The 23,528-nt window shown below is 59.1% G+C and carries 23 protein-coding genes; 10 read left to right on the top strand and 13 right to left on the bottom strand.

Going from position 1 to position 23,528, the window contains the following annotated elements; all coding sequences use genetic code 11:
• The first annotated feature begins 61 nt into the window (after positions 1–61).
• Together lysA and GS614_RS16380 are read left to right on the top strand one after the other, a co-directional pair.
• Positions 62–1,327: a diaminopimelate decarboxylase gene (gene lysA / locus GS614_RS16385; protein ID WP_171726811.1), complete on the top strand. Its 1,266-nt coding sequence runs from the start codon at positions 62–64 to the stop codon at positions 1,325–1,327.
• A gap of 37 nt (positions 1,328–1,364) precedes the next feature.
• Positions 1,365–3,908, top strand: a complete 2,544-nt coding sequence (locus tag GS614_RS16380) for a TIGR02302 family protein (RefSeq protein WP_371809408.1) — start codon at positions 1,365–1,367, stop codon at positions 3,906–3,908.
• Between the two features lie 3 nt (positions 3,909–3,911).
• On the opposite strand, the gene GS614_RS16375 is transcribed toward GS614_RS16380, so the two are convergent.
• Positions 3,912–4,652, bottom strand: a complete 741-nt coding sequence (locus GS614_RS16375) for a zinc-ribbon domain-containing protein (RefSeq protein ID WP_171206056.1) — start codon at positions 4,650–4,652, stop codon at positions 3,912–3,914.
• 182 nt (positions 4,653–4,834) lie between these two features.
• Between GS614_RS16375 and GS614_RS16370 the strand changes: the two genes are divergently transcribed.
• From GS614_RS16370 to GS614_RS16355, 4 genes are read left to right on the top strand one after another with little or no spacing between them, the layout of a single operon-like run.
• Positions 4,835–5,512: a cell division ATP-binding protein FtsE gene (locus GS614_RS16370; RefSeq protein WP_152456816.1), complete on the top strand. Its 678-nt coding sequence runs from the start codon at positions 4,835–4,837 to the stop codon at positions 5,510–5,512.
• On the top strand, positions 5,509–6,408 hold the full coding sequence (locus tag GS614_RS16365; RefSeq protein ID WP_171171176.1) for an ABC transporter permease: 900 nt from the start codon (positions 5,509–5,511) through the stop codon (positions 6,406–6,408). Before GS614_RS16370 ends, GS614_RS16365 begins: the two co-directional genes overlap by 4 nt.
• Entirely contained in the window at positions 6,408–7,151 is a 744-nt protein-coding gene (locus tag GS614_RS16360; protein ID WP_171233122.1) for a 1-acyl-sn-glycerol-3-phosphate acyltransferase, read from the top strand. The genes GS614_RS16365 and GS614_RS16360 overlap by 1 nt, the downstream gene beginning before the upstream one ends.
• Positions 7,135–7,740: a pyridoxamine 5'-phosphate oxidase family protein gene (locus tag GS614_RS16355; RefSeq protein ID WP_171233121.1), complete on the top strand. Its 606-nt coding sequence runs from the start codon at positions 7,135–7,137 to the stop codon at positions 7,738–7,740. The genes GS614_RS16360 and GS614_RS16355 overlap by 17 nt, the downstream gene beginning before the upstream one ends.
• A gap of 20 nt (positions 7,741–7,760) precedes the next feature.
• Here the strand turns inward: GS614_RS16355 and GS614_RS16350 are convergent, their stop codons facing one another.
• On the bottom strand, positions 7,761–8,354 hold the full coding sequence (locus GS614_RS16350) for an NAD(P)H-dependent oxidoreductase (RefSeq protein ID WP_171616837.1): 594 nt from the start codon (positions 8,352–8,354) through the stop codon (positions 7,761–7,763).
• 103 nt (positions 8,355–8,457) lie between these two features.
• On the opposite strand from GS614_RS16350, the gene GS614_RS16345 reads away from it, so the two are divergent.
• Positions 8,458–9,036 carry a TetR/AcrR family transcriptional regulator gene (locus GS614_RS16345; RefSeq protein ID WP_171726810.1) on the top strand — a complete coding sequence of 193 codons (579 nt, stop codon included), beginning with the start codon at positions 8,458–8,460 and terminating at the stop codon, positions 9,034–9,036.
• A 21-nt stretch (positions 9,037–9,057) separates the two neighbouring features.
• Here the strand turns inward: GS614_RS16345 and lpdA are convergent, their stop codons facing one another.
• The 10 genes from lpdA to mdh all read right to left on the bottom strand — a co-directional run bounded on the left by lpdA (position 9,058) and on the right by mdh (position 20,701).
• Positions 9,058–10,446, bottom strand: coding sequence for a dihydrolipoyl dehydrogenase (gene lpdA / locus GS614_RS16340; protein WP_171331372.1), 1,389 nt, complete (start codon positions 10,444–10,446; stop codon positions 9,058–9,060).
• A 72-nt stretch (positions 10,447–10,518) separates the two neighbouring features.
• On the bottom strand, positions 10,519–10,788 hold the full coding sequence (locus tag GS614_RS16335; protein ID WP_152456823.1) for a hypothetical protein: 270 nt from the start codon (positions 10,786–10,788) through the stop codon (positions 10,519–10,521).
• Between the two features lie 2 nt (positions 10,789–10,790).
• Positions 10,791–12,305 carry a 2-oxoglutarate dehydrogenase complex dihydrolipoyllysine-residue succinyltransferase gene (gene odhB / locus GS614_RS16330; RefSeq protein ID WP_171726809.1) on the bottom strand — a complete coding sequence of 505 codons (1,515 nt, stop codon included), beginning with the start codon at positions 12,303–12,305 and terminating at the stop codon, positions 10,791–10,793.
• Between the two features lie 3 nt (positions 12,306–12,308).
• A complete protein-coding gene (locus GS614_RS16325) occupies positions 12,309–15,266 on the bottom strand; it encodes a 2-oxoglutarate dehydrogenase E1 component (protein WP_171726808.1) in 2,958 nt (985 codons plus the stop codon).
• Positions 15,263–15,805, bottom strand: a complete 543-nt coding sequence (locus tag GS614_RS16320) for a DUF805 domain-containing protein (RefSeq protein ID WP_171363561.1) — start codon at positions 15,803–15,805, stop codon at positions 15,263–15,265. The genes GS614_RS16325 and GS614_RS16320 overlap by 4 nt, the downstream gene beginning before the upstream one ends.
• The gene (locus GS614_RS16315; RefSeq protein ID WP_171726807.1) at positions 15,802–16,299 is read right to left on the bottom strand and encodes a DUF805 domain-containing protein; all 498 of its coding nucleotides are present in this window, start codon (positions 16,297–16,299) and stop codon (positions 15,802–15,804) included. The genes GS614_RS16320 and GS614_RS16315 overlap by 4 nt, the downstream gene beginning before the upstream one ends.
• Positions 16,300–16,415: 116 nt before the next feature.
• Positions 16,416–17,297 carry a succinate--CoA ligase subunit alpha gene (gene sucD / locus GS614_RS16310; RefSeq protein WP_152456828.1) on the bottom strand — a complete coding sequence of 294 codons (882 nt, stop codon included), beginning with the start codon at positions 17,295–17,297 and terminating at the stop codon, positions 16,416–16,418.
• Between the two features lie 13 nt (positions 17,298–17,310).
• Positions 17,311–18,138, bottom strand: a complete 828-nt coding sequence (locus GS614_RS16305) for a glycosyltransferase family 25 protein (protein ID WP_171119701.1) — start codon at positions 18,136–18,138, stop codon at positions 17,311–17,313.
• Between the two features lie 97 nt (positions 18,139–18,235).
• Complete coding sequence (sucC, locus tag GS614_RS16300; RefSeq protein WP_152456830.1) at positions 18,236–19,429, bottom strand: ADP-forming succinate--CoA ligase subunit beta; 1,194 nt, start codon at positions 19,427–19,429, stop codon at positions 18,236–18,238.
• Between the two features lie 309 nt (positions 19,430–19,738).
• Positions 19,739–20,701, bottom strand: coding sequence for a malate dehydrogenase (gene mdh / locus GS614_RS16295; protein WP_117870353.1), 963 nt, complete (start codon positions 20,699–20,701; stop codon positions 19,739–19,741).
• Positions 20,702–20,868: 167 nt separating this feature from the next.
• Between mdh and GS614_RS16290 the strand changes: the two genes are divergently transcribed.
• The gene (locus GS614_RS16290; protein ID WP_171363565.1) at positions 20,869–21,624 is read left to right on the top strand and encodes a sulfite exporter TauE/SafE family protein; all 756 of its coding nucleotides are present in this window, start codon (positions 20,869–20,871) and stop codon (positions 21,622–21,624) included.
• Here GS614_RS16290 and GS614_RS16285 read toward each other — a convergent pair whose 3' ends face one another.
• Positions 21,625–21,930 (bottom strand): hypothetical protein, encoded by a 306-nt coding sequence (locus GS614_RS16285; RefSeq protein WP_171726806.1) that lies wholly within the window; start codon positions 21,928–21,930, stop codon positions 21,625–21,627.
• 171 nt (positions 21,931–22,101) lie between these two features.
• Between GS614_RS16285 and GS614_RS16280 the strand changes: the two genes are divergently transcribed.
• Together GS614_RS16280 and GS614_RS16275 are read left to right on the top strand one after the other, a co-directional pair.
• A complete protein-coding gene (locus tag GS614_RS16280) occupies positions 22,102–22,959 on the top strand; it encodes a CoA ester lyase (protein ID WP_171726805.1) in 858 nt (285 codons plus the stop codon).
• A 6-nt stretch (positions 22,960–22,965) separates the two neighbouring features.
• The gene (locus GS614_RS16275) at positions 22,966–23,520 is read left to right on the top strand and encodes an NnrU family protein (RefSeq protein WP_171726804.1); all 555 of its coding nucleotides are present in this window, start codon (positions 22,966–22,968) and stop codon (positions 23,518–23,520) included.
• Positions 23,521–23,528 lie beyond the last annotated feature (8 nt).

Here is a 23,528-nt window from a genome sequence, read left to right as displayed (position 1 = left end):
CTTGGTCGATGGGTTCGGAATCCATTGATTCGAAGCCATCTTCTGGTCTAAGCGCGCAGACATGGATCATTTTCTCTACCGCGACGGCGCGCTTTTCGCCGAGGATGTCCCTGTCTCCGAAATCGCTGCCGCGGTCGGAACGCCGTTCTATGTCTACTCCACCGCGACCTTGCTGCGGCATTTCCAGCTGTTCGACGATGCGCTTGACGGCACGGACCACCTTGTCTGCTATGCGATGAAAGCGGCCAGCAATCAGGCGATCCTGAAAACTCTGGCACAGGCGGGCGCGGGGATGGACGTGGTCTCGGGCGGGGAATACCTGCGCGCCAAGGCGGCGGGCGTTCCCGGCGACAAGATCGTGTTCTCTGGCGTGGGCAAAACGGCGGATGAGATTCGTACCGCGCTGACCGGTGGCATCCGTCAGTTCAACGTCGAATCCGAGCCCGAGATGGAAGTGATCAACGCCGTTGCACTGGAATTGGGTGTGGTTGCTCCGATCACGGTCCGGGTGAATCCGGATGTTGATGCCAAGACCCACGCCAAGATCGCGACCGGCAAGTCCGAGAACAAATTTGGAATTCCGATATCCCGCGCCTCGGACGTCTATGCGCATGCGGCCAGCCTGCCGGGGCTGGAGGTGATCGGCATCGACGTCCATATCGGCTCGCAGCTGACGGAACTCGAACCATTCGAGCTGGCCTATACGAAAGTAGCCGAACTGACCGAGCAGTTGCGGGCTGAAGGCCACAACATCCGCCGTCTTGACCTGGGCGGTGGATTGGGCATCCCCTATACCCGCTCGAATGACGCGCCGCCGCTGCCGGTGGAATATGGCGCGTTGATCAAGAAAACACTGGGCCATCTGGGCTGTGAGATCGAGATCGAGCCGGGCCGCCTGATCGCAGGCAATGCGGGGCTGATGGTCAGCAAAGTGATCTATGTGAAGTCGGGCGAAGGCCGTGATTTCCTGATTGTCGACGGCGCCATGAATGATCTGATCCGCCCGGCGATGTATGAGGCGCATCATGATATCGTCGCGGTGCAGGAACCGGCGGCAGGCGTGGAACAGCAAGCCTATGACATCGTTGGCCCGGTTTGCGAATCCGGTGACACTTTTGCCAAACAACGCAACATGCCGCCGCTGAAATCGGGTGACTTGATCGCCTTCCGCAGCGCGGGTGCCTATGGCGCGGTGATGGCCAGCGAGTACAATACCCGCCCGCTGATCCCCGAGGTTCTGGTCAATGGTGATCAATTTGCAGTCATTCGTGAACGACCAAGCTTTGACGAAATCATAAACCGCGATACCATACCTTCATGGCTTTGACGCGATGACCGCGCGGGCCTAACCCCGGAGGCCCGTCTTGTCCGACCGTTCAAACCTGCCCATTCCGCGCCTGTCCGTTTGGCTGACCCATGTCGGCATGGTGGCTGAACAGGTGTTGCGCGCGTTCTGGCCGGCATTCTCGATTGCACTTGTTCTGCTTGCGGCATTGATGCTGGGGCTTCAAGATGTTGTTTCCGTGGAAATCGTCTGGGCAGTTGGCGCGCTGTCCCTGGGGTTGTTGTTGACGGCCGCGGTGCTTGGCCTGAGGGGTCTCAAGTTGCCCTCGCGCGCCGACGTTTTGGTGCGGCTGGATGAGACCTTGCCGGGACGCCCAATTCAGGCCTTGATGGATGATCAGGCTATTGGTGCGGCCGATCGGGATTCCGTGGCGCTGTGGCAAGCCCACAAAGACCGGATGGCGCAACGGGTCGCAACGGCCGAGGCCGTGAAACCAGATCTTCGGCTGGCATCGCGAGATCCTTATGCACTGCGCTACGCGGCGTTGCTGGCTTTTGTCGTAGCGCTGGTTTTCGGCTCATTGTGGCGCGTGGGGTCTGTGGCGGACATGGCCCCGGGCACTGCCGTCGCCGGGCAAGGGCCGACTTGGGAAGGATGGGTCGAACCCCCGCGCTATACGGGCCTTCCAACGCTGTATCTTGCGGACCAAACGGATGCAGAGCTTGCCGTTCCCAAAGGCAGTCGCGTTACCTTGCGGCTTTATGGTGAGGTTGGCGCACATAGCCTGACGGAAAACAGCTCGGCCCTGGGGGCCGAGGCGGCGACCGACCCCGAGCAGGAGTTCGTGGCAGAACGTTCTGGCCAGTTGCGCATCGACGGGCCAGCGGGGCGGGAATGGGCCGTTGAGATCATTGACGACACGGCACCACAGATAGCCGTGGCTGGATCGGCTGAGGCCGAAGCGGGCGGGCAGATGAAGCTGCCATTCGTCGCAGGAGATGACTATGGTGTGGTTGCAGGCTCTGCCTTGATCGAACTGGATCTGGCTGCCGTTGACCGCCGCTATGGTCTGGCAGCAGAGCCCGAGCCACGCGAAGCGATCGCAGTTGAACTGCCTATGCCGATCACCGGCGACCGGGCGGATTTTGCGGAAGATCTGATCGAGGACTTCTCGCAACACCCGTGGGCGCATTTGCCGGTCCGGATTACTTTGATGGCCACGGACGCGGCGGATCAGCAATCGTCTTCCGAACCTTATGTGACCGACCTTCCGGCCCGTCGGTTTTTTGATCCGCTGGCCGCAGCGGTGATTGAACAACGGCGCGATCTGCTGTGGTCGCGGTCCAATGCGCCTCGGATAGCGCAACTGCTGCGGGCTGTATCGCATCTTCCAGAGGACCTGTTTCGTTCGGAAACTGCCTATTTGCGTCTGAGGGTCGTGCTGCGGCGGCTAGAGACCTTTGATCAATACGGGCTGAAACCCGAACAGCAGGCAGAGATCGCCCAGGCCCTCTGGGATCTTGCCGTGTTGATCGAGGACGGCACGCTTGCGGATGCGCTGGAACGGATGCGGCGCGCGCAGGAACGTCTGACCGAAGCAATGAAGAACGGCGCCAGCGACGAGGAAATCGCGGAACTGATGCAGGAATTGCGCGAAGCGACGCAGGATTACCTCCAACAACTGCAACGGTTGGCCCAGCCAAACGGCGAAGATGGCGAGCGTCAGCAGGGCCAGAACGGCGAGTCCCTGCAAATGACGCAGGATGATCTGCAACGCATGATGGACCGCATTCAGGAGCTCATGGAACAGGGCCGAATGGCTGAAGCCCAGCAGGCGCTGGAAGAGTTCCAGCAGATGATGGAAAACATGCGTGTGACTCAGGGCCAGGGCGGTGGGCAGCAGTCCGAAGGTCAGCAGGCCATGGAAGGTCTTGCGGAAACTCTGCGCGAGCAACAAGGTCTGAGCGATCAGGCCTTCCGTGATTTGCAGGAACAGTTCAACCCGGGCGCTCAATCCGGTGAAAGCCAGGGCAATGAGGGACGCAATGGCGGGCAAGGCCGGGGGCAAAGCCACGAAGGTCAGGGCGGTCAGGGGGAAGGCTCGGATCAGGCTGGCGAAGGCCAGCAGGGTCAAGGCACACTTGCGGATCGGCAGCAGGCGCTGAGAGATGAGTTGAGCCGCCAGCAACAGGGGTTGCCCGGTGCCGGTACGCCCGAAGGCGACGCCGCGCGCGAGGCGCTGGACCGGGCCGGGCGCGCCATGGACGAGGCGGAACAGGCCCTGCGTGGGGATGATCTGGCCGAAGCCATCGACCGGCAATCCGAGGCGATGGAAGCCCTGCGCGAAGGGATGCGCTCGCTGGGTGAGGCGATGGCGCAGAACCAGCAGAATCAGCCGGGTCAGGGAACGCAGGATGGCGATATGCAAGCCAACAACCGCGATCCGCTGGGCCGAAACCCGGGTGCCGCCGGTTCGATTTCAACAGATGAGAATTTGCTGCAAGGCGAAGACGTGTATCGCCGGGCGCGGGAACTGCTGGATGAAATCCGGCGCAGAACCGGGGAATCGGACCGCCCCCAGATCGAGCTGGAATACCTGAAACGTTTGTTGGAGCGGTTCTAGACCTCAGTTCTGGGCACCGGATCCAGCCTGTGCCTCAAGCCAGATACGCGCCTGATCCACAAGCGACACGTATGAGCTCAGCAACGGGTCGGCCTGAGGGACCGCTTCGCTGATCTGTTGGGCATTTCCATAGATCAGATACAGAACCACGCCGATGATCAGCATCAACGCGAAGCCGCGTAGGAATCCGCCCGATTTGCGGGGTGGCTGCGGGACCTCTTCCGGCTCATCTGATCGCATGGTCGAATTGATGGCTTCGACATCCGGCAGTGCGTCTTTCTGCCCGGCATCGACAGCGGTTTCCGAAGCCGAAGGCCGCTTGGGGCGCACCTTGGGTTCTGGCGGCGTATCCAGCCCCAGATTGGGCTGGCTTTCGAGGCTGCTGCCTTCCTGCGCCCGCAATTCCGCTTCGCGGGCAGCTTCCTCTCTCAGAATGCTGGCGACGGACGGATCGACATTCCCGGTGGGCTCGGCGGGTTCATCAATTTCTGGCTTGTCTTCGGATACCGCTTCTTCAACAGGTTCCGGTTCAACGCCCTGCGGAGCGTCGACCACGTCGGGCGATGCGTCATCCTGTTCAGGGGTTTCCGCTTTTTCGTTCGGTGCCTCTGCGGCTTCGGCAGGGTGCTTCGCTTGGAACCAGGTCTGATCGCAGTTGGAACACTGTACGTCGCGGCCTTCCTCGGGGATGACCTCGTCAGGAACCTCGTACTGCGCGCTGCAATTCGGACATGTAAGACGCATGCTGCCTCCTCGGCCGGGCGAAGGGCCGATAATAGTTTTTTCAGGAATGATATTCGGTTAAGACCCAACAGCAAAGAGCGTTTTCGGTTTCGCGGGTCAAGTGTCACCAATTGGACTCGGTAGAGCCATTGAAACCATCACCATGCTCGGGCAAGAAGAGCGGCAAAATAACGGGGGCACGTGTGATCGAGCTGGAAAATGTCAGCTACACCTACGGTGGTGGCGAATTGCTGAGTGATGTCTCGGTACAATTGCAGCCGGGTTCGTTTCACTTTCTGACCGGGCCTTCCGGGGCGGGCAAGACCACGTTGCTCAAGCTGTGCTATGGTGCCCTGCTGCCGAGCTCGGGGCGGTTGAGCGTGTTTGACCAGGATATTTCAACGCTTGATCGCGACCAGCTGGCCGTATTGCGTCGCCGCGTTGGTGTCGTGCATCAGGATTGTCAGTTCCTTGACCACATGACGCTTGCAGAAAACGTCGCGTTGCCGCTGATGGTGTCCGGGCGTTCGGAAACATCCGAGCAGGAAAACCTGACCGAGCTGCTCAGCTGGGTGGGTCTTGGCGCCAGGCTCGAAGCGCTCCCGCCTGAACTGTCCGGCGGCGAGCGGCAAAGGGCCGCTCTGGCGCGTGCCGTCATATTGTCGCCTGACGTGGTTTTGGCGGATGAGCCGACGGGCAATGTCGACTGGGAAATGTCGCAACGGCTGCTGCGTCTTCTGATCGAACTGAACCGGATGGGCAAAACCGTCCTGATCGCCACCCATGATCTGAGCCTGATCCGCGCGGCCAAAAGCCAGGTACAGGCCCGTGTCTTGCGTATTTCGCAGCGCAAGCTGCAACTGGCGGGGGCGGATCTATGATCAGTCCTGACCTCAGAAATCTGTTGCGCGGTGACAAACGGGCAGACCGGGTTGTTCCCCCAACGGGATACACGGCACACCTGACTCTGTTTGTCGCGGGTGCGATGGCGTTTCTTGCGGTATTCGCCCTGGCCCTGTCTCTGGCGTCGGGGCGCATTGCGGATCGCTGGGCCTCGGAACTGGCCGGAGCTGCAACCCTGCGCATCAACGCGCCAACGGAACAGCGTGCGGCCCAGACCGAGGCCGCGCTGACCGTTCTGAGCCAGACGCCTGGCGTGGCCTCGGCCCGTGCCTTGACGCAGGAAGAGCAGGCGGCGTTGCTTGCCCCTTGGTTTGGGCCGGATCTGCCGCTGGATACGCTGCCCGTGCCGCAGCTTATCGAGATCATTGAAACCGAACCGGGCATCGACGTGGCTGGGTTGCGTTTGCGACTGGGAGCCGAGGTGCCGGGCGCCGTACTGGATGATCACACGCGGTGGCGGGAGCCTTTGGTTGATGCGGCGATGTCCCTGCGTCGTCTGGGGTGGATTTCGATCCTGCTGATCGGCGGTGCGACCGCTGCCATGATTACTCTTGCCGCCAATGCGTCACTTGCCGCAAATGCCCAGATCATCGAAGTGTTGCGCCTGGTCGGTGCACGCGATGGGTTCATAGCGGGCGCATTCGTAAGGCGGTTTACATATCGCGCATTTTTTGGGGCATCGGTCGGTACATTGCTGGGCATGACCGGTGTTCTGATGCTGCCCGAAGCCTCGGAATCGGGTGGTTTTCTGGCTGGCGTCGGCTTTCAGGGCAAAGACTGGGCGTTGCCGGTTCTTATTCCGATCCTTGGTGCCATGGTAGCGTTTTTTGCCACCTGGGCTGCGGCCCGACGCAAATTGAAGGAGCTTTCCTGATGTTGATGGCTGTTCAATGGGTTCGGTCATTGATCTTCATGATCGTGATCTACGCCTGGATGCTGATCCTTGGCATTGTCTTTCTGCCCTATGCACTGTTTTCCAAGGCTGGCGCCCTGAGGGCGTGCAAGACCTACGCGCGCAGCACCATGTGGCTGGCTCGTTGGATGGTTGGCATTCGGTGTGAAGTGCGGGGTACGGTCCCAACGAATGAGGTGGTCATAGCCGCAAAACACCAGTCGTTTCTTGATATCATCATCATTTTTGATGCCATTCCGCACGGCAAGTTCATCATGAAGCGTGAGCTTTTGTTTACGCCAGTCATTGGAATGTATGCGCGGCGACTTGGCTGTATTCCGGTCAATCGCGGCAAGCGCGGTGCTGCCGTGACCAAGATGGTCAAAGATGTGTCGAAAGAGTTTTCGGAACCCGGGCAGCTTGTGATTTACCCGCAAGGGACACGTGTGGCGCCCGGTGCGAAGAAACCTTACAAGGTTGGAACAGCCGTTCTTTACGAAGGGCTCGGCTTTCCCTGCGTTCCGGTCGCGACGAATGCTGGCGTTTTCTGGCCCCGAACGGGTGTCATGCGCAAACCGGGCCTTGCGATCGTCGATTTCCTCGACCCAATCGAGCCGGGTGTTGGCCGGGACGAATTCCTTGCCCGGCTGGAAGATGTGATAGAAACACGTTCCAACGAGTTGATGCGGGAAGTGGGGTTTGATCCGGATGGAGCACATTCGTGACATTGAAACGCTTGAAGCTTTGTATGGTCGGCCCGGTGCTCCGTCCTTGCGAAAGGTCGTTCATCAACTGACGCCTCTCTATCGAAAGTGGATCCTTGCATCGCGCCTGTGTGTGCTCAGCACGGTTGGTCCTGAAGGTGTGGATGGCAGCCCTCGGGGCGATGATGGCCCGGTGGTTAAAGACCTGGATGCGAATACGCTGGCTCTGCCGGACTGGCGCGGCAACAACCGTCTGGACAGTTTGCGCAATATCGTGCGCGATCCACGTGTTTCGCTGATGTTCCTTGTTCCGGGGTCCAACAACGTCGTTCGGGTGAACGGGTTGGCGCGGGTAACGGCGGATGAGACCCTGCGGCATCAATTCGAGAAGGCCGGCAAACGCCCAGCGACCGTTATCGTCGTTGAAATCGCCGAGATATACAGCCAATGTGCCCGTGCTCTGATCCGGGCGCGTATCTGGTCAAGTGGTGACGAAAGCGGCAATCTTCCCACGATAGGCCAGCTTCTGTCCGAGGCATCAGACGGCGTGGAAGGCGGCGCGCAATATGACGAGGAATGGCTTGCACGCGCCGCAAAAACGATGTGGTAGATGTGGGTGTCGGCTGTGGTTCAAACCGCAGCGGCCCCGATCCTGGATACTTTTTCCACCCAGCGATCTACGCTGCCGGGCTTGGGATAGCTAGCGCCGGAAAAATAGGTGAAACGGGTTGGTTTGAAGCCGACGAACCCAAGAATCTGGTCCCGTACCTGACGGATAAGCGCCTGCCGGTATATCAGGCGCATGAACCATCCCGGCGTGTCTGACGTCAGGATGACGCGCGCAGTCCGCCCTGTCAGCATCGGGGCCGGAAACCCGATCTTGGTAGTGTTCCGTGTGTCAAAGGTTCGTCCCGGAATGAACATCCGGTCGATCAGTCCTTTGAGTTTGGCTGGAAGGCCGCCCCACCACATCGGGGTGGTCAGGACCAGATGGTCGCTCCACTCAAAGTCTTGCAGCACTTGTTCCAGAACCGGCTCAAGTGGTTTGAAGTCGTGATAATTGCCCTGACCGAAATCAAAATCGAATTGCAGATCGCTCAGATGAACCAACCGTACATCGTGCCCGTTTTTGCGGGCCGCGTCCCTGTACGTTTTGGCAAATGTGCGTGACAGGCTGCTTTCTGCGGGGTGTCCGTCAAGGATGAGAATCTTTTTCGGTTGCATCGGGTATCTCCTAAAAAGTGACCGTGGTCAATTTATAGAATCAAAAAGTGACCGTGGTCAATAAAAAATTTGACCACGGTCAGAAATTATGCGATTGAGCCATATGCAAAAGACAATTCAGAAACGTACGATCAAGACCCGCGCCAAGCTTCTCGCGGCCGCTGAAGAGGTCATCCGCAAAGGCGGATATGAAGCGTTACGGGTGGAAGAGGTCGTGAAGGCCGCTGGGGTCGCGAAGGGCACCTTTTTCGCGCATTTTCACGACAAGGATGCGCTGATGGAAATTCTGATTGCTGACAAGCTGAACGCCTGTCTGGATCAGGCCGAGGCCGGAACACCGCCCAAAACTGTCGCAGAAATCATCGCGGCGCTGGAACCGGTTCACAGTTTCATGACGTCCGAGCGATATGTATTCGATCTGTTGATCAGGTATTCCGGTGCTACGGCTGTCGCCGAGATAGGACCGGTGGCCTATTGTTTTGAGCGATACTTCCGTGTCGTGATGCTGTGGCTCGAAGATGCAGAGGTGCGCAAAGACGTGCCACCCGAGTTATTGGCCGAAGGTGTGCAGGCCTTTGCCATTCAGGCCATGTCACTAAGATTCTGCGCGTTGCATTCCGCGACGACATTCACCGACAGGTTGGAGACCTATCTGGATGCCTGGTTGACCCCGACAGGCTGATCGCTGTCGGGATCAAGGTTGTCAGCTGTGGATCGGGCCGTCGCCGCAAGCCAGTGCGGCCTCGCGCACGGCCTCGGAATAGGTCGGATGCGCGTGGCAGGTCAGGGCCAGATCCTCGGCGGATGCGCCGAATTCCATCGCCACGCAGACCTCATGGATCAGATCGCCTGCTGCGGGGCCGATGATATGGGCGCCCAGGATACGGTCGGTTTCCTTGTCGGCCAGGATCTTGACGAACCCGTCAGAGGCAAAATTGGCTTTGGCGCGGCCGTTGCCCATGAACATGAACTTGCCGACCTTGTAGGCACGGCTTTGTTCTTTGAGCGTCGCCTCGGTTTCACCGACATTGGCGACCTCGGGCCACGTATAGATCACACCCGGAATGACACCATAGTTTACATGGCCATGCTTGCCCGCAACCTGTTCCGCGGCGGCCATGCCTTCATCTTCGGCCTTGTGTGCCAGCATCGGGCCTTCGATCACGTCACCGATGGCGTAGATGCCCGGTACGTTGGTTTGCCAGTCCGCACCCACCTTGATCTGGCCGCGCGGGGTCATCTCGACGCCCAGAGCGTCCAGCCCCAGACCATCGGAATAAGGTTTGCGCCCGGTGGCCACCAGCACGGTATCGGCGTCGATCACATGCTCGCTGTCGTCCTTGAGCAGCTTGTATGTCACCTTCGCCTTGGTCTTGGTTGCTTCGGTTTTCTGCACCGCGGCACCCATGATGAACTTCAGCCCCTGTTTCTTGAGGATACGCTGGAATGTCTTCTGTACTTCCGGGTCCATGCCCGGCGTGATTTCCTTGAGGAACTCGATCACCGTCACTTCGGCACCCAGGCGGCTGTACACCGAACCCAGCTCCAGCCCGATCACACCCGCGCCAATCACCACCATTTTCTTCGGGATCTTGCCCAGAGACAGCGCGCCGGTTGAGGTCACAACGACTTTCTCATCCACTTCGACACCGGGCAGCGAGGACGGTTCGGAGCCTGACGCAATGATGATGTTCTTGGTTTCATGGATTTCATCGCCAACCTGAACCTTGCCGGCCGCAGGGATCGAGCCCCAGCCTTTCAGCCAGTCGATCTTGTTCTTCTTGAACAGAAACTCGATGCCCTTGGTGTTGCCCTCGATCACCTCATCTTTATAGACCTGCATCTGTGTCCAATCGACCGAAGGGCTTTTGCCCTTCAGGCCCATCTTGGCAAAGTTGTGTTCGGCTTCATGAAGCTGATGGCTGGCATGCAGCAGAGCTTTTGACGGGATGCAGCCCACGTTCAGGCAAGTGCCACCCAGCGTTTCGCGCCCCTCAACCACAGCGGTTTTCAAGCCCAGTTGAGCGCAGCGAATCGCGCAGACATAGCCGCCGGGTCCGGCGCCGATTACGATGACGTCATAGTTTGCCATTACATTCTCCTAAACCGACCGGACGATCCGGCGCTTTCCCGACCCGATCTGACGGGTCGGGAATATCTATTGTCAAACAGGTTCCAGCAGCTTGATCGAGATATGCGCAATGCCGCCTCGTTCATGGTGCATTGCCAATTCTTCGGATCCGAAAAATGCCTTGGCCTTGTCCAAGTTGATCACCTCGAACATCGCGATCGCATGGTCCTTCTGATCGGGATCGCGCCAGACATGCAGGTCGCGGATACCCGCGGCCTTGCGCATCGGCTTGTCCTCGCGGAACACTTTCAGCCAGGCGTCGAAATCGGCCACATCGGCCTGCCAGAGTACATGTGTCGCCATGGTTACAGATCCATCAGCAGGCGGCGCGGATCTTCAAGCGCCTCTTTCACACGAACCAGGAAGGTGACCGCGCCCTTGCCGTCAACAATGCGGTGGTCATAGGACAGCGCCAGATACATCATCGGGCGGATCTTGATCTCGCCATTGATGACCATCGGCCGTTCCTGGATCTTGTGCATGCCCAGAATGCCCGATTGCGGGGGGTTCAGGATCGGCGAGGACATCAGCGAGCCGTAGACGCCACCGTTCGAGATTGTGAAGGTACCGCCCTGCATCTCGGCCATCGAAAGCTTGCCATCGCGGGCGCGCTTGCCCTTTTCGGCGATGGCTTTTTCGATGGCTGCAAAGGACATGCTGTCCGCGTCGCGAATGACCGGAACCACCAGACCCTGCGGCGTGCCGGCAGCAACGCCCATGTGAACGAAGTTCTTGTAGACGATGTCGGTGCCATCGATTTCGGCATTGACCTCGGGCACTTCTTTCAGGGCATGGCAGCAGGCCTTGGTGAAGAAGGACATGAAGCCCAGGCGCACACCGTGCTTCTTCTCGAACTGGTCTTTGTACTGATTGCGCAGGGCCATCACCTCGGTCATGTCCACCTCGTTATAGGTGGTCAGGATCGCGGCGGTGTTCTGCGCATCCTTCAGGCGCTTGGCGATGGTCTGACGCAGACGGGTCATCCGTACACGCTCTTCGCGGGCTTCATCTTCGGCGGCAACCGGTGCGCGCGGAACCTGAGCAACGGGTGCCGGCGCAGCCGCCGCAGGTGCGGGGGCCGAAGCAGCCGCGACCGCCTTGGCTACATCTTCCTTCATGATGCGACCATCGCGACCGGTGCCGGTGACCTGATCGGCTGACAACCCGGCTTCGGCCATCGCCTTTTCGGCAGACGGCGCATTTGCAACATCCTTGCCGGTGCTTGCCGCAGCTGGAGCCGCAGCAGCAGCTGCCGGTGCAGGGGCTGCGCCTGCGGCCGCGCCCGAGATGACTGCCAGCTTTGCGGTTGCATCAACGGTTGCACCTTCCGGCGCGACGATTTCCGCCAGAACACCTGCAGCCGGGGCGGGTACCTCGACCGAGACTTTGTCGGTTTCCAACTCACACAGCATCTCGTCCTGCGCGACGCTGTCGCCGACTTGCTTGAACCAGGTCGAAACAGTCGCCTCTGTCACGGATTCGCCAAGCGTGGGCACCATCACGTCAACCGACCCGCCCGATGCAGAGGGTGCGGCCTCGGGGGTTGCTGCGGCTGTTGCCGGGGCAGGCGCGGCTGCACCTTCACCGGCAGCAATCGTCGCCAGCAGAGCATCGACACCAACCGTGTCGCCTTCGGCGGCCACAATCTCACCCATCACGCCAGCTGAGGGAGAGGGCACTTCGACCGTCACCTTGTCAGTCTCCAGCTCACACAGCATCTCATCCACGGCGACTGCATCACCGGGCTTTTTGAACCATGTTGCAACAGTGGCTTCGGTGACCGACTCGCCAAGCGTGGGAACACGAACTTCAATGGTCATCGCTTATTTTCCTTCGAGGCTCAGCGCTTCGTTAACCAGCGCTTCTTGTTGGGCTTTGTGTTGGCTGGCCAGGCCCGTTGCGGGCGAGGCCGAGGTTGCGCGACCGACATAAGCCGGACGGGTATGTTTCGCGCCGATCCGGGAAAGAACCCATTCGATATTGGGTTCAATAAAGGTCCACGCACCTTGGTTTTTGGGCTCTTCCTGACACCAGACCATTTCGGCATTCTTGAACCGTTCAAGCTCGTTGATCAGAGAATGCGCCGGGAAAGGATAGAACTGTTCGATCCGCATCAGATAAATGTCGTCGATGCCGCGAGCATCGCGTTCCTCCAGCAGGTCGAAATAGACTTTACCGGAACACATCACCACGCGTTTGATCTTGTTATCCGCCACCAGCTTGGTGTCGGAATTGCCCTTCTGGGCATCATCCCACAGTACCCGGTGGAAGCTGGATCCGGTGGTGAAATCCTCGGCGGTGCTGACTGCCAGCTTGTGGCGCAGCAGTGATTTCGGTGTCACCAGGATCAGCGGCTTGCGGAATGTCCGGTGCAGTTGGCGGCGCAGGATGTGGAAATAGTTCGCAGGCGTCGTGCAGTTCGCCACGATCCAGTTGTCCTGACCGCACATTTGCAGGAACCGCTCCAGCCTTGCCGACGAATGTTCGGGGCCTTGCCCCTCGAACCCGTGCGGCAGCAGACAGACCAGGCCGGACATCCGCAGCCATTTCGATTCACCCGAACTGATGAATTGGTCGAACATGATCTGCGCGCCGTTGGCGAAGTCCCCGAACTGGGCTTCCCACAGGACCAGCGCATTTGGTTCGGCCAGCGAGTATCCGTATTCGAACCCGAGCACTGCATATTCGGACAGCATCGAGTCGATCACTTCGTAATGCGACTGACCAGCGCGAATGTTGTTCAGCGGGTAATACCGTTCTTCGGTTTCCTGATGAACGAATCCGGAATGGCGTTGGCTGAAGGTGCCGCGCGTGGCGTCCTGCCCTGCAAGGCGTACCGGGTAGCCCTCGGTCAGCAGGGATCCGAAGGCCAGCGCCTCACCAGTGGCCCAGTCAAAGCCTTTACCGGTTTCAAACATCTGTTTCTTGTGCTCAAGCAGACGACCAACCGTCTTGTGCATGGCAAATCCGCTTGGTGCGCGGGTGAGGGCATCGCCGATTTCGGCCATGGTTTCCGGCGTAATCGCCGTCTCGCCGCGCATGTATTCGTCTTTGTTCTTGTCAAGATGCGACCAGCGCCCATCCAGCCAATCGGCCTTGTTGGGTTTATAGTCCTTACCGGCCTCGAATTCGTCGTTCAGATGAGCCTGGAAGGCCGCCTTCATATCCTCGATCTCACCCTCGGGGATCAGGCCATCCTTGACCAAGCGTTCCGTATACAAGGACAGCGTGGTCTTATGCGTCTTGATCTTCTTGTACATGATCGGGTTGGTGAACATGGGCTCGTCGCCCTCGTTGTGACCAAACCGGCGATAACAGAAGATATCCAGAACCACGTCCTTGTGGAATTTCTGGCGGAACTCGGTCGCCACCTTGGCTGCATGAACAACCGCCTCGGGGTCATCCCCGTTCACGTGGAAGATCGGCGCCTCGACCATCAGCGCGATATCCGTCGGATATGGGCTGGAGCGTGAAAAATGCGGCGCGGTGGTAAAGCCGATCTGGTTGTTCACCACGATATGCATTGTCCCACCGGTGCGATGCCCGCGCAGACCGCTCAGGCCAAAGCCTTCGGCCACGACGCCCTGACCGGCAAAGGCTGCATCGCCGTGCAGCAGAATGGCCATGACCTTGGTGCGGTCCGTGTCGCCCAACTGATCCTGCTTGGCGCGGACCTTGCCCAGAACCACAGGGTTCACCGCCTCAAGATGCGACGGGTTCGCCGTCAACGACAGGTGCACGCTGTTGCCGTCGAACTCGCGATCGCTTGAAGCACCGAGGTGGTATTTCACGTCGCCCGAACCATCCACGTCTTCGGGTTTGAAACTGCCGCCCTGGAATTCGTTGAAAATGGCGCGGTACGGTTTGCCCATCACATTGGCCAGAATGTTCAAACGGCCCCGGTGCGGCATCCCGATCACGATATCACTGAGGCCGAGCGCGCCGCCACGCTTGATGATCTGCTCCATCGCCGGAATAAGCGCCTCACCGCCATCGAGACCAAAGCGCTTGGTGCCCATGTACTTGACGTGCAGGAATTTCTCAAAGCCTTCGGCCTCGACCATCTTGTTCAGGATGGCTTTGCGGCCTTCCTTGGTGAATTGGATTTCCTTGCCATAGCCCTCAATGCGCTCTTTCAGCCAAGCGGCCTCTTCCGGGTTCGAGATATGCATGTATTGCAGCGCAAAAGTGCCGCAATAGGTCCGTTTAACGATCTCGACGATCTGCCGCATCGAGGCGACCTGAAGTCCCAGAACGTTGTCGATAAAGATCGGGCGATCCATATCGGCATCGGTGAAGCCGTAGGTTTTGGGATCCAGTTCCGGATGATTGCTGGCCGCGCGCATGCCAAGGGGGTCAAGGTTGGCGGCCAGATGACCCCGGATCCGGTAGGCCCGGATCAGCATCAGCGCCCGCAGACTGTCCAGCACCGCGCGCTTGATCTGGTCATCGCTGACTTCGACACCTTTGTCGGCGGCCTTTTCCTTGATTTTCTTGCCTGCGGCCTTGGCGTCAATCTCGGCCCACTCGCCGGTCAACGCACCGGTCAGATCATCCGCTGGCATGGGCGGCCAGTCCGTGCGCGCCCACGAAGGCCCTTCGGCTTCGCGCTGCACATCAGGCGCGGCGTCACCCATGGCTTTGAAGAACTCGACCCAGGCAGCGTCTACCGCACCGGGGTTCTTGGTGTACTGCGCATAAAGCTGTTCCAGATATTCGGCGTTGTGCCCCTGCATGAAGCTCGAGGCGTGAAAGGCAGTATTGGGCGAGTGTTCGGTCATTGGGCTACCTCATGTGGGTTGGGACCGTATTGATTGGTGCCTGGGTGGCTGGGGCGGGTCAGCCACCACAGCACCAGGAGGGGCGACACCACCAGAACGATAAGTGTCGGGATGACGATCAGCAATGTTGCGCGGGTAAACAAAATGTCGAGCGTTCCGCCATGCTGAAAACTCGAGGCGATCCCGATACCAAAGATCAGGACGGCAAAGGCCCCAAGGATCAGCAGGATCGGCAGCAGAGCATACAGCCCACTGCGCCCGGTGTCGTGCATCCGCCGCCACGCAACGGCCAGATGCGGGAAGAAGACGATCAGGCCGACGATGCTCTGCACCGGAGCCGAGGACGTTGCGGTGACGGATTTCACCTCATCGCTTTCGGTGATCGCGACCTGAGTGAAGAACTGCCAGTCGATGATCCCGGCGATGATGTTCCAGATCACGATGAACAGGAAAAAGAACCAGTACTCGGGCCGCGAGGCACGACCTGAGAAGGTGAAAAACTTGGAGAAACAGGTGCGTATGGCGTCGGAGAAGGTCATGCGAAGCCCTCTTCACGCGGCACCCCAAATCGGTTTTTGTCTGGGTCGGAAGCAACCAGCATCAACCCGATAACATTGGACGCAGCCAGCGCGCTTGTCACTATCGCGATTAGGAACACTGGAACAAAAAGAAAGATGACCAGAAGAAACAGGAGAATCGGTCCGCCGATCAGCAACCCGAAGCCAAGAAAGACATGATACCCCAGCCAAGCGATAAATACTGTTGCGAACGGATAGAGCGCTTGATGCCCATCTTCGCCAGTATCCTGCAGCCGTCTGCACATTGCCGAAAGCAGGGGCAAAGACGCGGCGGTGATCACCAAAAGCCTCGAGGTGCCCCAGTTTACGAGAACGCTCGAGTCAAACAGTAATGCGGCGGAGATCGGCAAAACAATTGCAATAGGGGCAAACCACCAAAACTCAGAACGCGACGCTCTGCCCGAAAAGACAAATGTCTTTCGGATGCCGGTTGATATGGCTTGCTTTGGTCCCATCGTTACTGTTCCGCCCGGAATTGCCAAAGGCAAACTTCAGGATTGATGGGCGGGCGCGTCTCGCCCACCCCCGAGCCGGGCGTTGCCCCAAAAGCATATGCCCGGTTCTTGATCACTTACCCAATCGCTTCCAACACGGCTTCGCCCAGCTGCGCCGGGCTTTCGGCCACGACGATACCGGCCGAGCGCATGGCTTCGATCTTGTCTTCGGCGCCGCCTTTGCCACCGGCGACAATCGCGCCCGCGTGGCCCATACGGCGGCCCGGAGGGGCTGTGCGGCCTGCGATGAAACCGGCGGTCGGCTTCTTGCGACCCTTCTTGGCCTCATCCGCCAGGAACTGCGCGGCTTCTTCCTCGGCCGAGCCACCGATCTCACCGATCATGATGATCGACTCGGTCTCGTCATCGGCCAGGAACCATTCCAGCACGTCGATATGCTCGGTGCCTTTGATCGGGTCGCCGCCGATACCCACGCAGGTGGACTGGCCCAGACCCACATCGGTGGTTTGCTTGACGGCCTCATAAGTCAGAGTGCCCGAGCGGGACACAACGCCGACCGAGCCGCGCTTGTGGATATGGCCGGGCATGATGCCGATCTTGCAGGCGTCGGGTGTAATCACACCGGGGCAGTTCGGGCCGATCAGGCGGGATTTGCTGCCTTCCAGCGCGCGCTTCACCTTCATCATGTCCAGCACCGGGATGCCTTCGGTGATGCAGACGATCACTTCCATCTCGGCATCAATCGCTTCGAGGATCGAATCCGCAGCAAACGGCGGCGGCACATAGATCACGCTGGCATTGGCTTCGGTCACGTGCTTGGCCTCGTGGACCGAGTTGAACACGGGCAGGCCCAGATGCTCCATCCCGCCTTTGCCGGGGGTGACGCCGCCGACCATCTTGGTGCCATAGGCAATGGCCTGTTCGCTGTGGAATGTACCCTGCGAGCCGGTAAAGCCCTGACAGATCACTTTGGTGTTTTCGTCGATGAGGACTGCCATTTTGTCCCTTTCTCTAGGCGGTGTTGGATTGATTGGGTTCAGTCGCCGGCAGAACCTGCGGCGCATAGGTAATTTTCTCGAGCGTGGCACGTCCCAGGGCCAGGTTGGCCGCCGTGCGCAGGCCGCTGCTGATTTCAGCGATGCCACGCCTTACTTTTTGCCGGATCAGGGGCCAGCCTGTTGGCCGCGCGCGCGGCGCACCCAAATTGTATTCGCCGGGCGCTTCGTTGCCCTGTTCGACCATGGCCGGGATCACCTGATAGGTGTTGATCTGGCGCGCCGCCGGCGAGGCGGAAGGGTTGAACAACAAACCATCCAGCGTAATGTCAAAGGGTTTCTGGGCCAGGAAGTGCCGGGCCGCTTCGCGTGTCAGAGCATAAGCTGCACCACCGGGATGGCGCGAGCGCATCAGGCGCAGTTCCCGCCCCAAATGGGACAACCGCTTGCGTCCAAGTGCCACGTAAAGCTTCGTGCTGCGCCAGCGTTCGAACCGGACGATATCGGCATCTGCGGGCCACCATGAGGCATCATTCAGCCAGTCTGCCAGTTCCGGTGTCAGAAACACATCATCCTCAAGGATCAACGCCTGTTCCGCGCCCGAGGCGATCAGCGCCTCCCATGCTTTGGCATGGCTGAGGGTGCAGGCCATGTCCTTGGTATGGAAATAGCCCCACGGCCCTTCGGCCCGACAGTCGCGCAGGAAATCCTCACGGGTGGCGGCGTCGCAATCAACAGCATTGACGCGCGTCGCCGACAGGCCTGCCTTTTGCAGCTCCTGCTCCATCAAACGCGCCCGCCCTGTGGCGCGTTCCAAGCCTATGAGGAAGATTGGGATGGTCATCAGATCGATTGCTTCTTTCGGCCTTGCGCGGCAATGCTTTTCAGCTTGGTTTTAGCCGCGATGGGGCGGGCCCGAGGCCAGCCCCACTTGAACAAGCTTAACCCTTGACCGCTTTCACGATCTTTTCGGCACCGTCTTTCAGGTTGTCCGCCGCGATCACGTCGAGGCCAGAGGTGTTGATGATCTCTTTGCCTTTTTCGACATTCGTGCCTTCCAGACGCACGACCAGCGGGACTTTCAGGCCGACCTCTTTCACCGCGGCCACGACACCCTCGGCGATGACGTCACAGCGCATGATGCCGCCGAAGATGTTGACCAGAATGCCTTTGACCTGCGGGTCTGAGGTGATGATCTTGAACGCCTCAGTCACTTTCTCTTTGGTCGCACCGCCACCCACGTCGAGGAAGTTGGCAGGCTCGGCCCCATACAGCTTGATGATGTCCATCGTCGCCATCGCCAGACCGGCGCCATTGACCATGCAGCCGATCTCACCATCCAGCGCGATGTAATTCAGGTCGTATTTGCTGGCTTCCAGCTCCTTGGGGTCTTCCTCGGTCGTGTCGCGCAGCTCGGCGATGTCGGGGTGGCGGTAGACCGCGTTGCCGTCAAAGCCGACCTTGGCGTCCAGCACCTTGAGATCGCCGCTGTCGGAAACGATCAGCGGGTTGATCTCCAGCATCTCCATGTCCTTCTCGACGAAGGCTTGATAGAGCTGACCCATCAGTTTGACGCATTGCTTGACTTGCGGGCCTTCCAGACCCAGCGAGAAGGCGATGCGGCGACCGTGATACGGCATGTAACCGGTGGCCGGATCGACCGAGAAGGACAGGATTTTCTCGGGCGTTGCGGCGGCCACCTCTTCGATGTCCATACCGCCCTCGGTCGAACAGACGAAAGAAATGCGGCTGGTCTGACGATCTACCAGCAGGGCCAGGTACAGTTCGCGCTCGATGCCCGAGCCTGCTTCGATATAGATGCGGTTGACCTGCTTGCCTGCCGGACCGGTCTGATGCGTGACCAGTGTACGGCCCAGCATCTTTTTGGCTTCTTCGGCGGCTTCTTCAACCGATTTGGTCAGACGAACACCGCCTTTTTCACCGGCGTCGGCCTCTTTGAACGAACCCTTGCCGCGACCACCCGCGTGGATCTGTGCTTTGACAACCCAGAGCGGGCCGTCCAGCTCACCTGCTGCGGTTTTGGCTTCTTCGGCGCGCAACACGGCGCGACCATCGGACACCGGTGCGCCATAGCTGCGAAGGAGGGCTTTGGCCTGATATTCGTGAATGTTCATCGAAACTGTCCCGTCTGACTGCGTTTAATCGTTATAGGGGTGTCTAGCGGGCAAGTTTAAAGGGTTTTTTGATGCTCGATAGGTTTTTAGCGAAGATTTTCAACATTTGTGATCACGGGATTTTGGGGTGTGATCACAAAATTTCTGATGTGGCAAAACGATTCGAAAAAACTGCGCAGCGTCAGAAAATCACATTCGAAAAAAGGGATTTGCGGTGTTTGCGCCAACATTTGCGACCGGGACATGCGCGGACCAAAAGAAAACCGGCCCTGAAACGGGCCGGTCTGTTATTCGGAGTTCAGGGCTGTTTTACGCCAGCGAGCTGTCGATGCCCTTGCACGCGTCGATCAGACCCTTCACGGCGTTCACCGAGTTGTCGAACCCTGCCTGCTCGTCTTCGTTCAGCTTGATGTCAACGATACGCTCGACGCCGCCTGCGCCGATCACGGTCGGAACACCGACATAGAGCCCGTCTACACCCAGTTCGCCGTTGCAGTAGGCCGCGCATGGCAGAACGCGTTTCTGGTCTTTCAGATAGGCTTCGGCCATTTCGATCGCCGATGTTGCAGGCGCGTAATAGGCCGAACCGGTTTTCAGCAGGCCAACGATTTCGGCGCCGCCGTCACGGGTACGCTGCACGATGGCGTCCAGTTTCTCTTGCGTGGTCCAGCCCATCTCGACCAGATCAGGCAGCGGAATGCCGGCAACGGTCGAGTAACGGACCGACGGTACCATGGTGTCGCCGTGGCCGCCCAGAACGAAGGCGGTGACGTCGCGCATCGAGACGTTGAACTCTTCCGACAGGAAGTGTGCAAAGCGCGCCGAGTCAAGCACCCCTGCCATGCCGCAGACCTTGTTGTGCGGCAGGCCCGAGAATTCGCGCAAGGCCCAGACCATCGCGTCCAGCGGGTTGGTGATGCAGATCACGAACGCGTCGGGTGCGTGGGCTGCGATGCCTTCACCAACCGACTTCATGACTTTCAGGTTGATGCCCAGCAGATCATCGCGGCTCATGCCCGGTTTGCGGGCCACGCCTGCGGTCACGATGCACACATCCGCGCCAGCGATATCGGCATAGTCGCTGGTGCCTTTCATCGAGGCGTCGAACCCTTCCGAAGGGCCGGATTCAGCGATGTCAAGCGCCTTGCCCTGAGGCAGCCCGTCTGCGATGTCAAACAGGACAACGTCACCCAGTTCTTTGACAGCTGCGAGATGTGCGAGCGTGCCGCCGATGTTCCCCGCGCCGATCAGCGCAATCTTGGGTCTGGCCATTTGGAATTTCTCCATATCCGGTCGGTATTGAAATCGCGGTTGTGCTAGTCGTTAAAACGTCAATAGGCAAGAGTTCTGCGACGTGGCATACAACCGCATACTATTTGCAGGCCCCGCTTTGATTGCGCTAAACGGCCTTTGAGGCAAGCCAAAACCGGGACTGTCACATGTTCGAATTGAACTTGATGTTTTTTGCCGTGGCGATCCCTGCCGTGATCTTTGCCGGTATTTCAAAGGGCGGTTTCGGTTCCGGCGTGGCCTTTGCCTCGTCGTCGATTCTGGCCTTGATCCTGACGCCCGGGCAGGCTTTGGCCCTAATGCTGCCGATCTTGATGGTGATCGACGTGGCCACTTTGGGTCCCTATTGGAGGCGGTGGAGCTGGCCGGATTCCCGTCTGCTTATCCTTGGCGCCGTGCCCGGTGTGGCGATGGGTGCGTGGCTTTATCGTGCAACAGATGATGATCTGTTGCGTCTGCTGATTGGTGGCATCTCGGTCGGGTTCGTAATCTGGCACATCGCGCAGTCGAAAGGGTGGGTGCGCGGGTTTGCCAGGCGACTGCCGCCGTCTTCCGGTTTGTTTGCCGGGCTGGTCGCGGGTTTCACAAGTTTCGTCAGCCATGCCGGTGGCCCCCCGGCAGCGGTCTATCTATTGTCGCAACGCCTGACGAAAACGAAATTTCAAGCCAGTACGGTACTGGTTTTCTGGGTGATCAATATCGCGAAATTCATACCTTATGCTTATCTGGGTATGTTCACATGGCAGACGTTATGGGCGGATTTGCTGCTGGCACCCTTTGCGATCCTGGGGGCATGGCTGGGCGTCCGGGCACATTTCATGTTGTCCGAACGCCTGTTCTTCGGGCTTGCCTATGTGCTGCTGACACTCACCGGCAGCAAGCTGATCTGGGACGCGCTTACCTGATCAGGCATTGGGTCGCAGCGCCTCGGCCACCTCTTCAAAAGCCTGACCAGAAGCCACAAGGCAGGTGATCCCGTTGGGCAACGTCACCGTGATCGTCCAGCTGCCGGTTTCGTCCGAGGCAAAAAGCTCCATGACGGCGCCTTTCCGGGCCAGTCCCAAACCCCTGCGCGTTTCACCATAGGCCTCGTGCAACCGTTCCAGTACAGCTTCTCTGGGCGCACAGTTTTGACTCTGAGCATGCACATGTTGCGCGGCCAGGACCATGATCCCAAGCCCCATCGTCATCTTGAACACCGTCTTTCGCATCCCGTACCCCTTTTTGATTCCAACTGCCGATCAGGGTGGGTGGCAAGGGACGAAATCCGGTTAAGGGAACGCACGTTGCGTCGGGTTTGCTGCGGTGCGGCGATTTTGTGCTTGAACTTTCCTGCAAAAAATGTCCCATTCCGCGCAACTTTATTTCAATGGGAGTGGTCCATGGATCCTCGTCTGCGCCCCTATCGTTCGGTTCTCTACATTCCTGGTTCGAGGGACCGGGCCCTGGACAAGGCCCGATCTTTGCCTGTGGATGCGATCATCTTCGATCTGGAAGATGCAGTTGCAGCGGACGAAAAAGAAAACGCTCGCGAAACGCTGAAAGGGGCCTTGGCCGCTGGGGGCTATGGTGCGCGGGTCAAGATCGTCCGGATCAATGGGTTGGACACCGAATGGGGGCGTGCCGATGCCGAGGCGGTGCGCGACATGGATGCCGATGTTGTCCTGTTGCCCAAGGTGAATTCGGCGGCTGACGTGGATGCTCTGGCGGCGATCACCGGAGAATTGCCGATCTGGGCCATGATGGAAACGCCGCGCGGAATGCTGAACGCTGCCGAGATCGCCGCGCATCCGCTGATGGCCGGGTTCGTGATGGGCACAAACGATCTGGCCAAAGAGCTGCAAACTCGCTTTCGTCCCGATCGCCTGCCGATGATGACTTCGCTGGGTCTGTGCCTGTTGGCCGCCAAGGCCGAAGGGCTGATCATCATCGATGGCGTGTACAATGCTTTCAAGGATGCCGAGGGTCTAACCGCCGAGTGTGCGCAGGGTCGCGACATGGGCTTTGATGGCAAAACACTGATCCATCCGGCCCAGGTCGATGTGGCCAACACTGCATTCGCACCATCAGTTGACGAGATCGATCTGGCCCGTCGCCAAATTTCGGCATTCGAAGAGACCGAAGCGCAAGGGCAGGGTGTTGCCGTCGTGGATGGCAAGATCGTTGAAAACCTGCACGTTGCAACGGCCCGTGAAATTCTGGCAAAAGCAGAGGCGATTTCAGCTTTGCAAGCGGGGTAAGCCAGCATGGGCTTTGTTCTTCTGATTTTAGGCGTGGCGCTGTGGTGGGCCGCGCATCTGTTCAAACGCGTGGCGCCTGAACGCCGCGCCGCGATGGGCGACGGGGGCAAGGGGGCAGTAGCCCTGGCGCTGGTCGCGTCGATCCTGTTGATGGTGTTCGGCTATCGCATGACCGACTTCATTTATGTCTGGGCACCGCCGACCTTCCTGATTCACGTCAATAATCTGTTGGTTCTGATCGCGATCTTCATGATGAGCCCCGCGGGCACCAAAGGCCGGGTGCTGAACAAGTTTCGCCATCCGATGCTGGGTGGATTCAAGCTGTGGGCCTTTGCGCATTTACTGGTGAACGGAGATCTGGCCTCGATCATCCTGTTCGGCGGTCTTCTGGCATGGGCCGTGGTCGAAGTTGTTGTGATCAACAAGGCCGAACCCGACTGGACGCCCAGTGAACCGGGAACCTATGGCAAGGATGCGATGTTCTTTGTGGCGTCGATCGTGCTGCTGGGGATTATCGGATATATCCACGGCCTGGTCGGTCCGTCTCCGTTTGGCTCATGAGGACCTAA

Source organism: Ruegeria sp. HKCCD6604, from assembly GCF_013110635.1.
Classification (GTDB): Bacteria; Pseudomonadota; Alphaproteobacteria; order Rhodobacterales; family Rhodobacteraceae; genus Ruegeria.
Note: the sequence above shows the minus strand (reverse complement) of the source record. Positions and strands in the feature narration are given on the sequence as shown.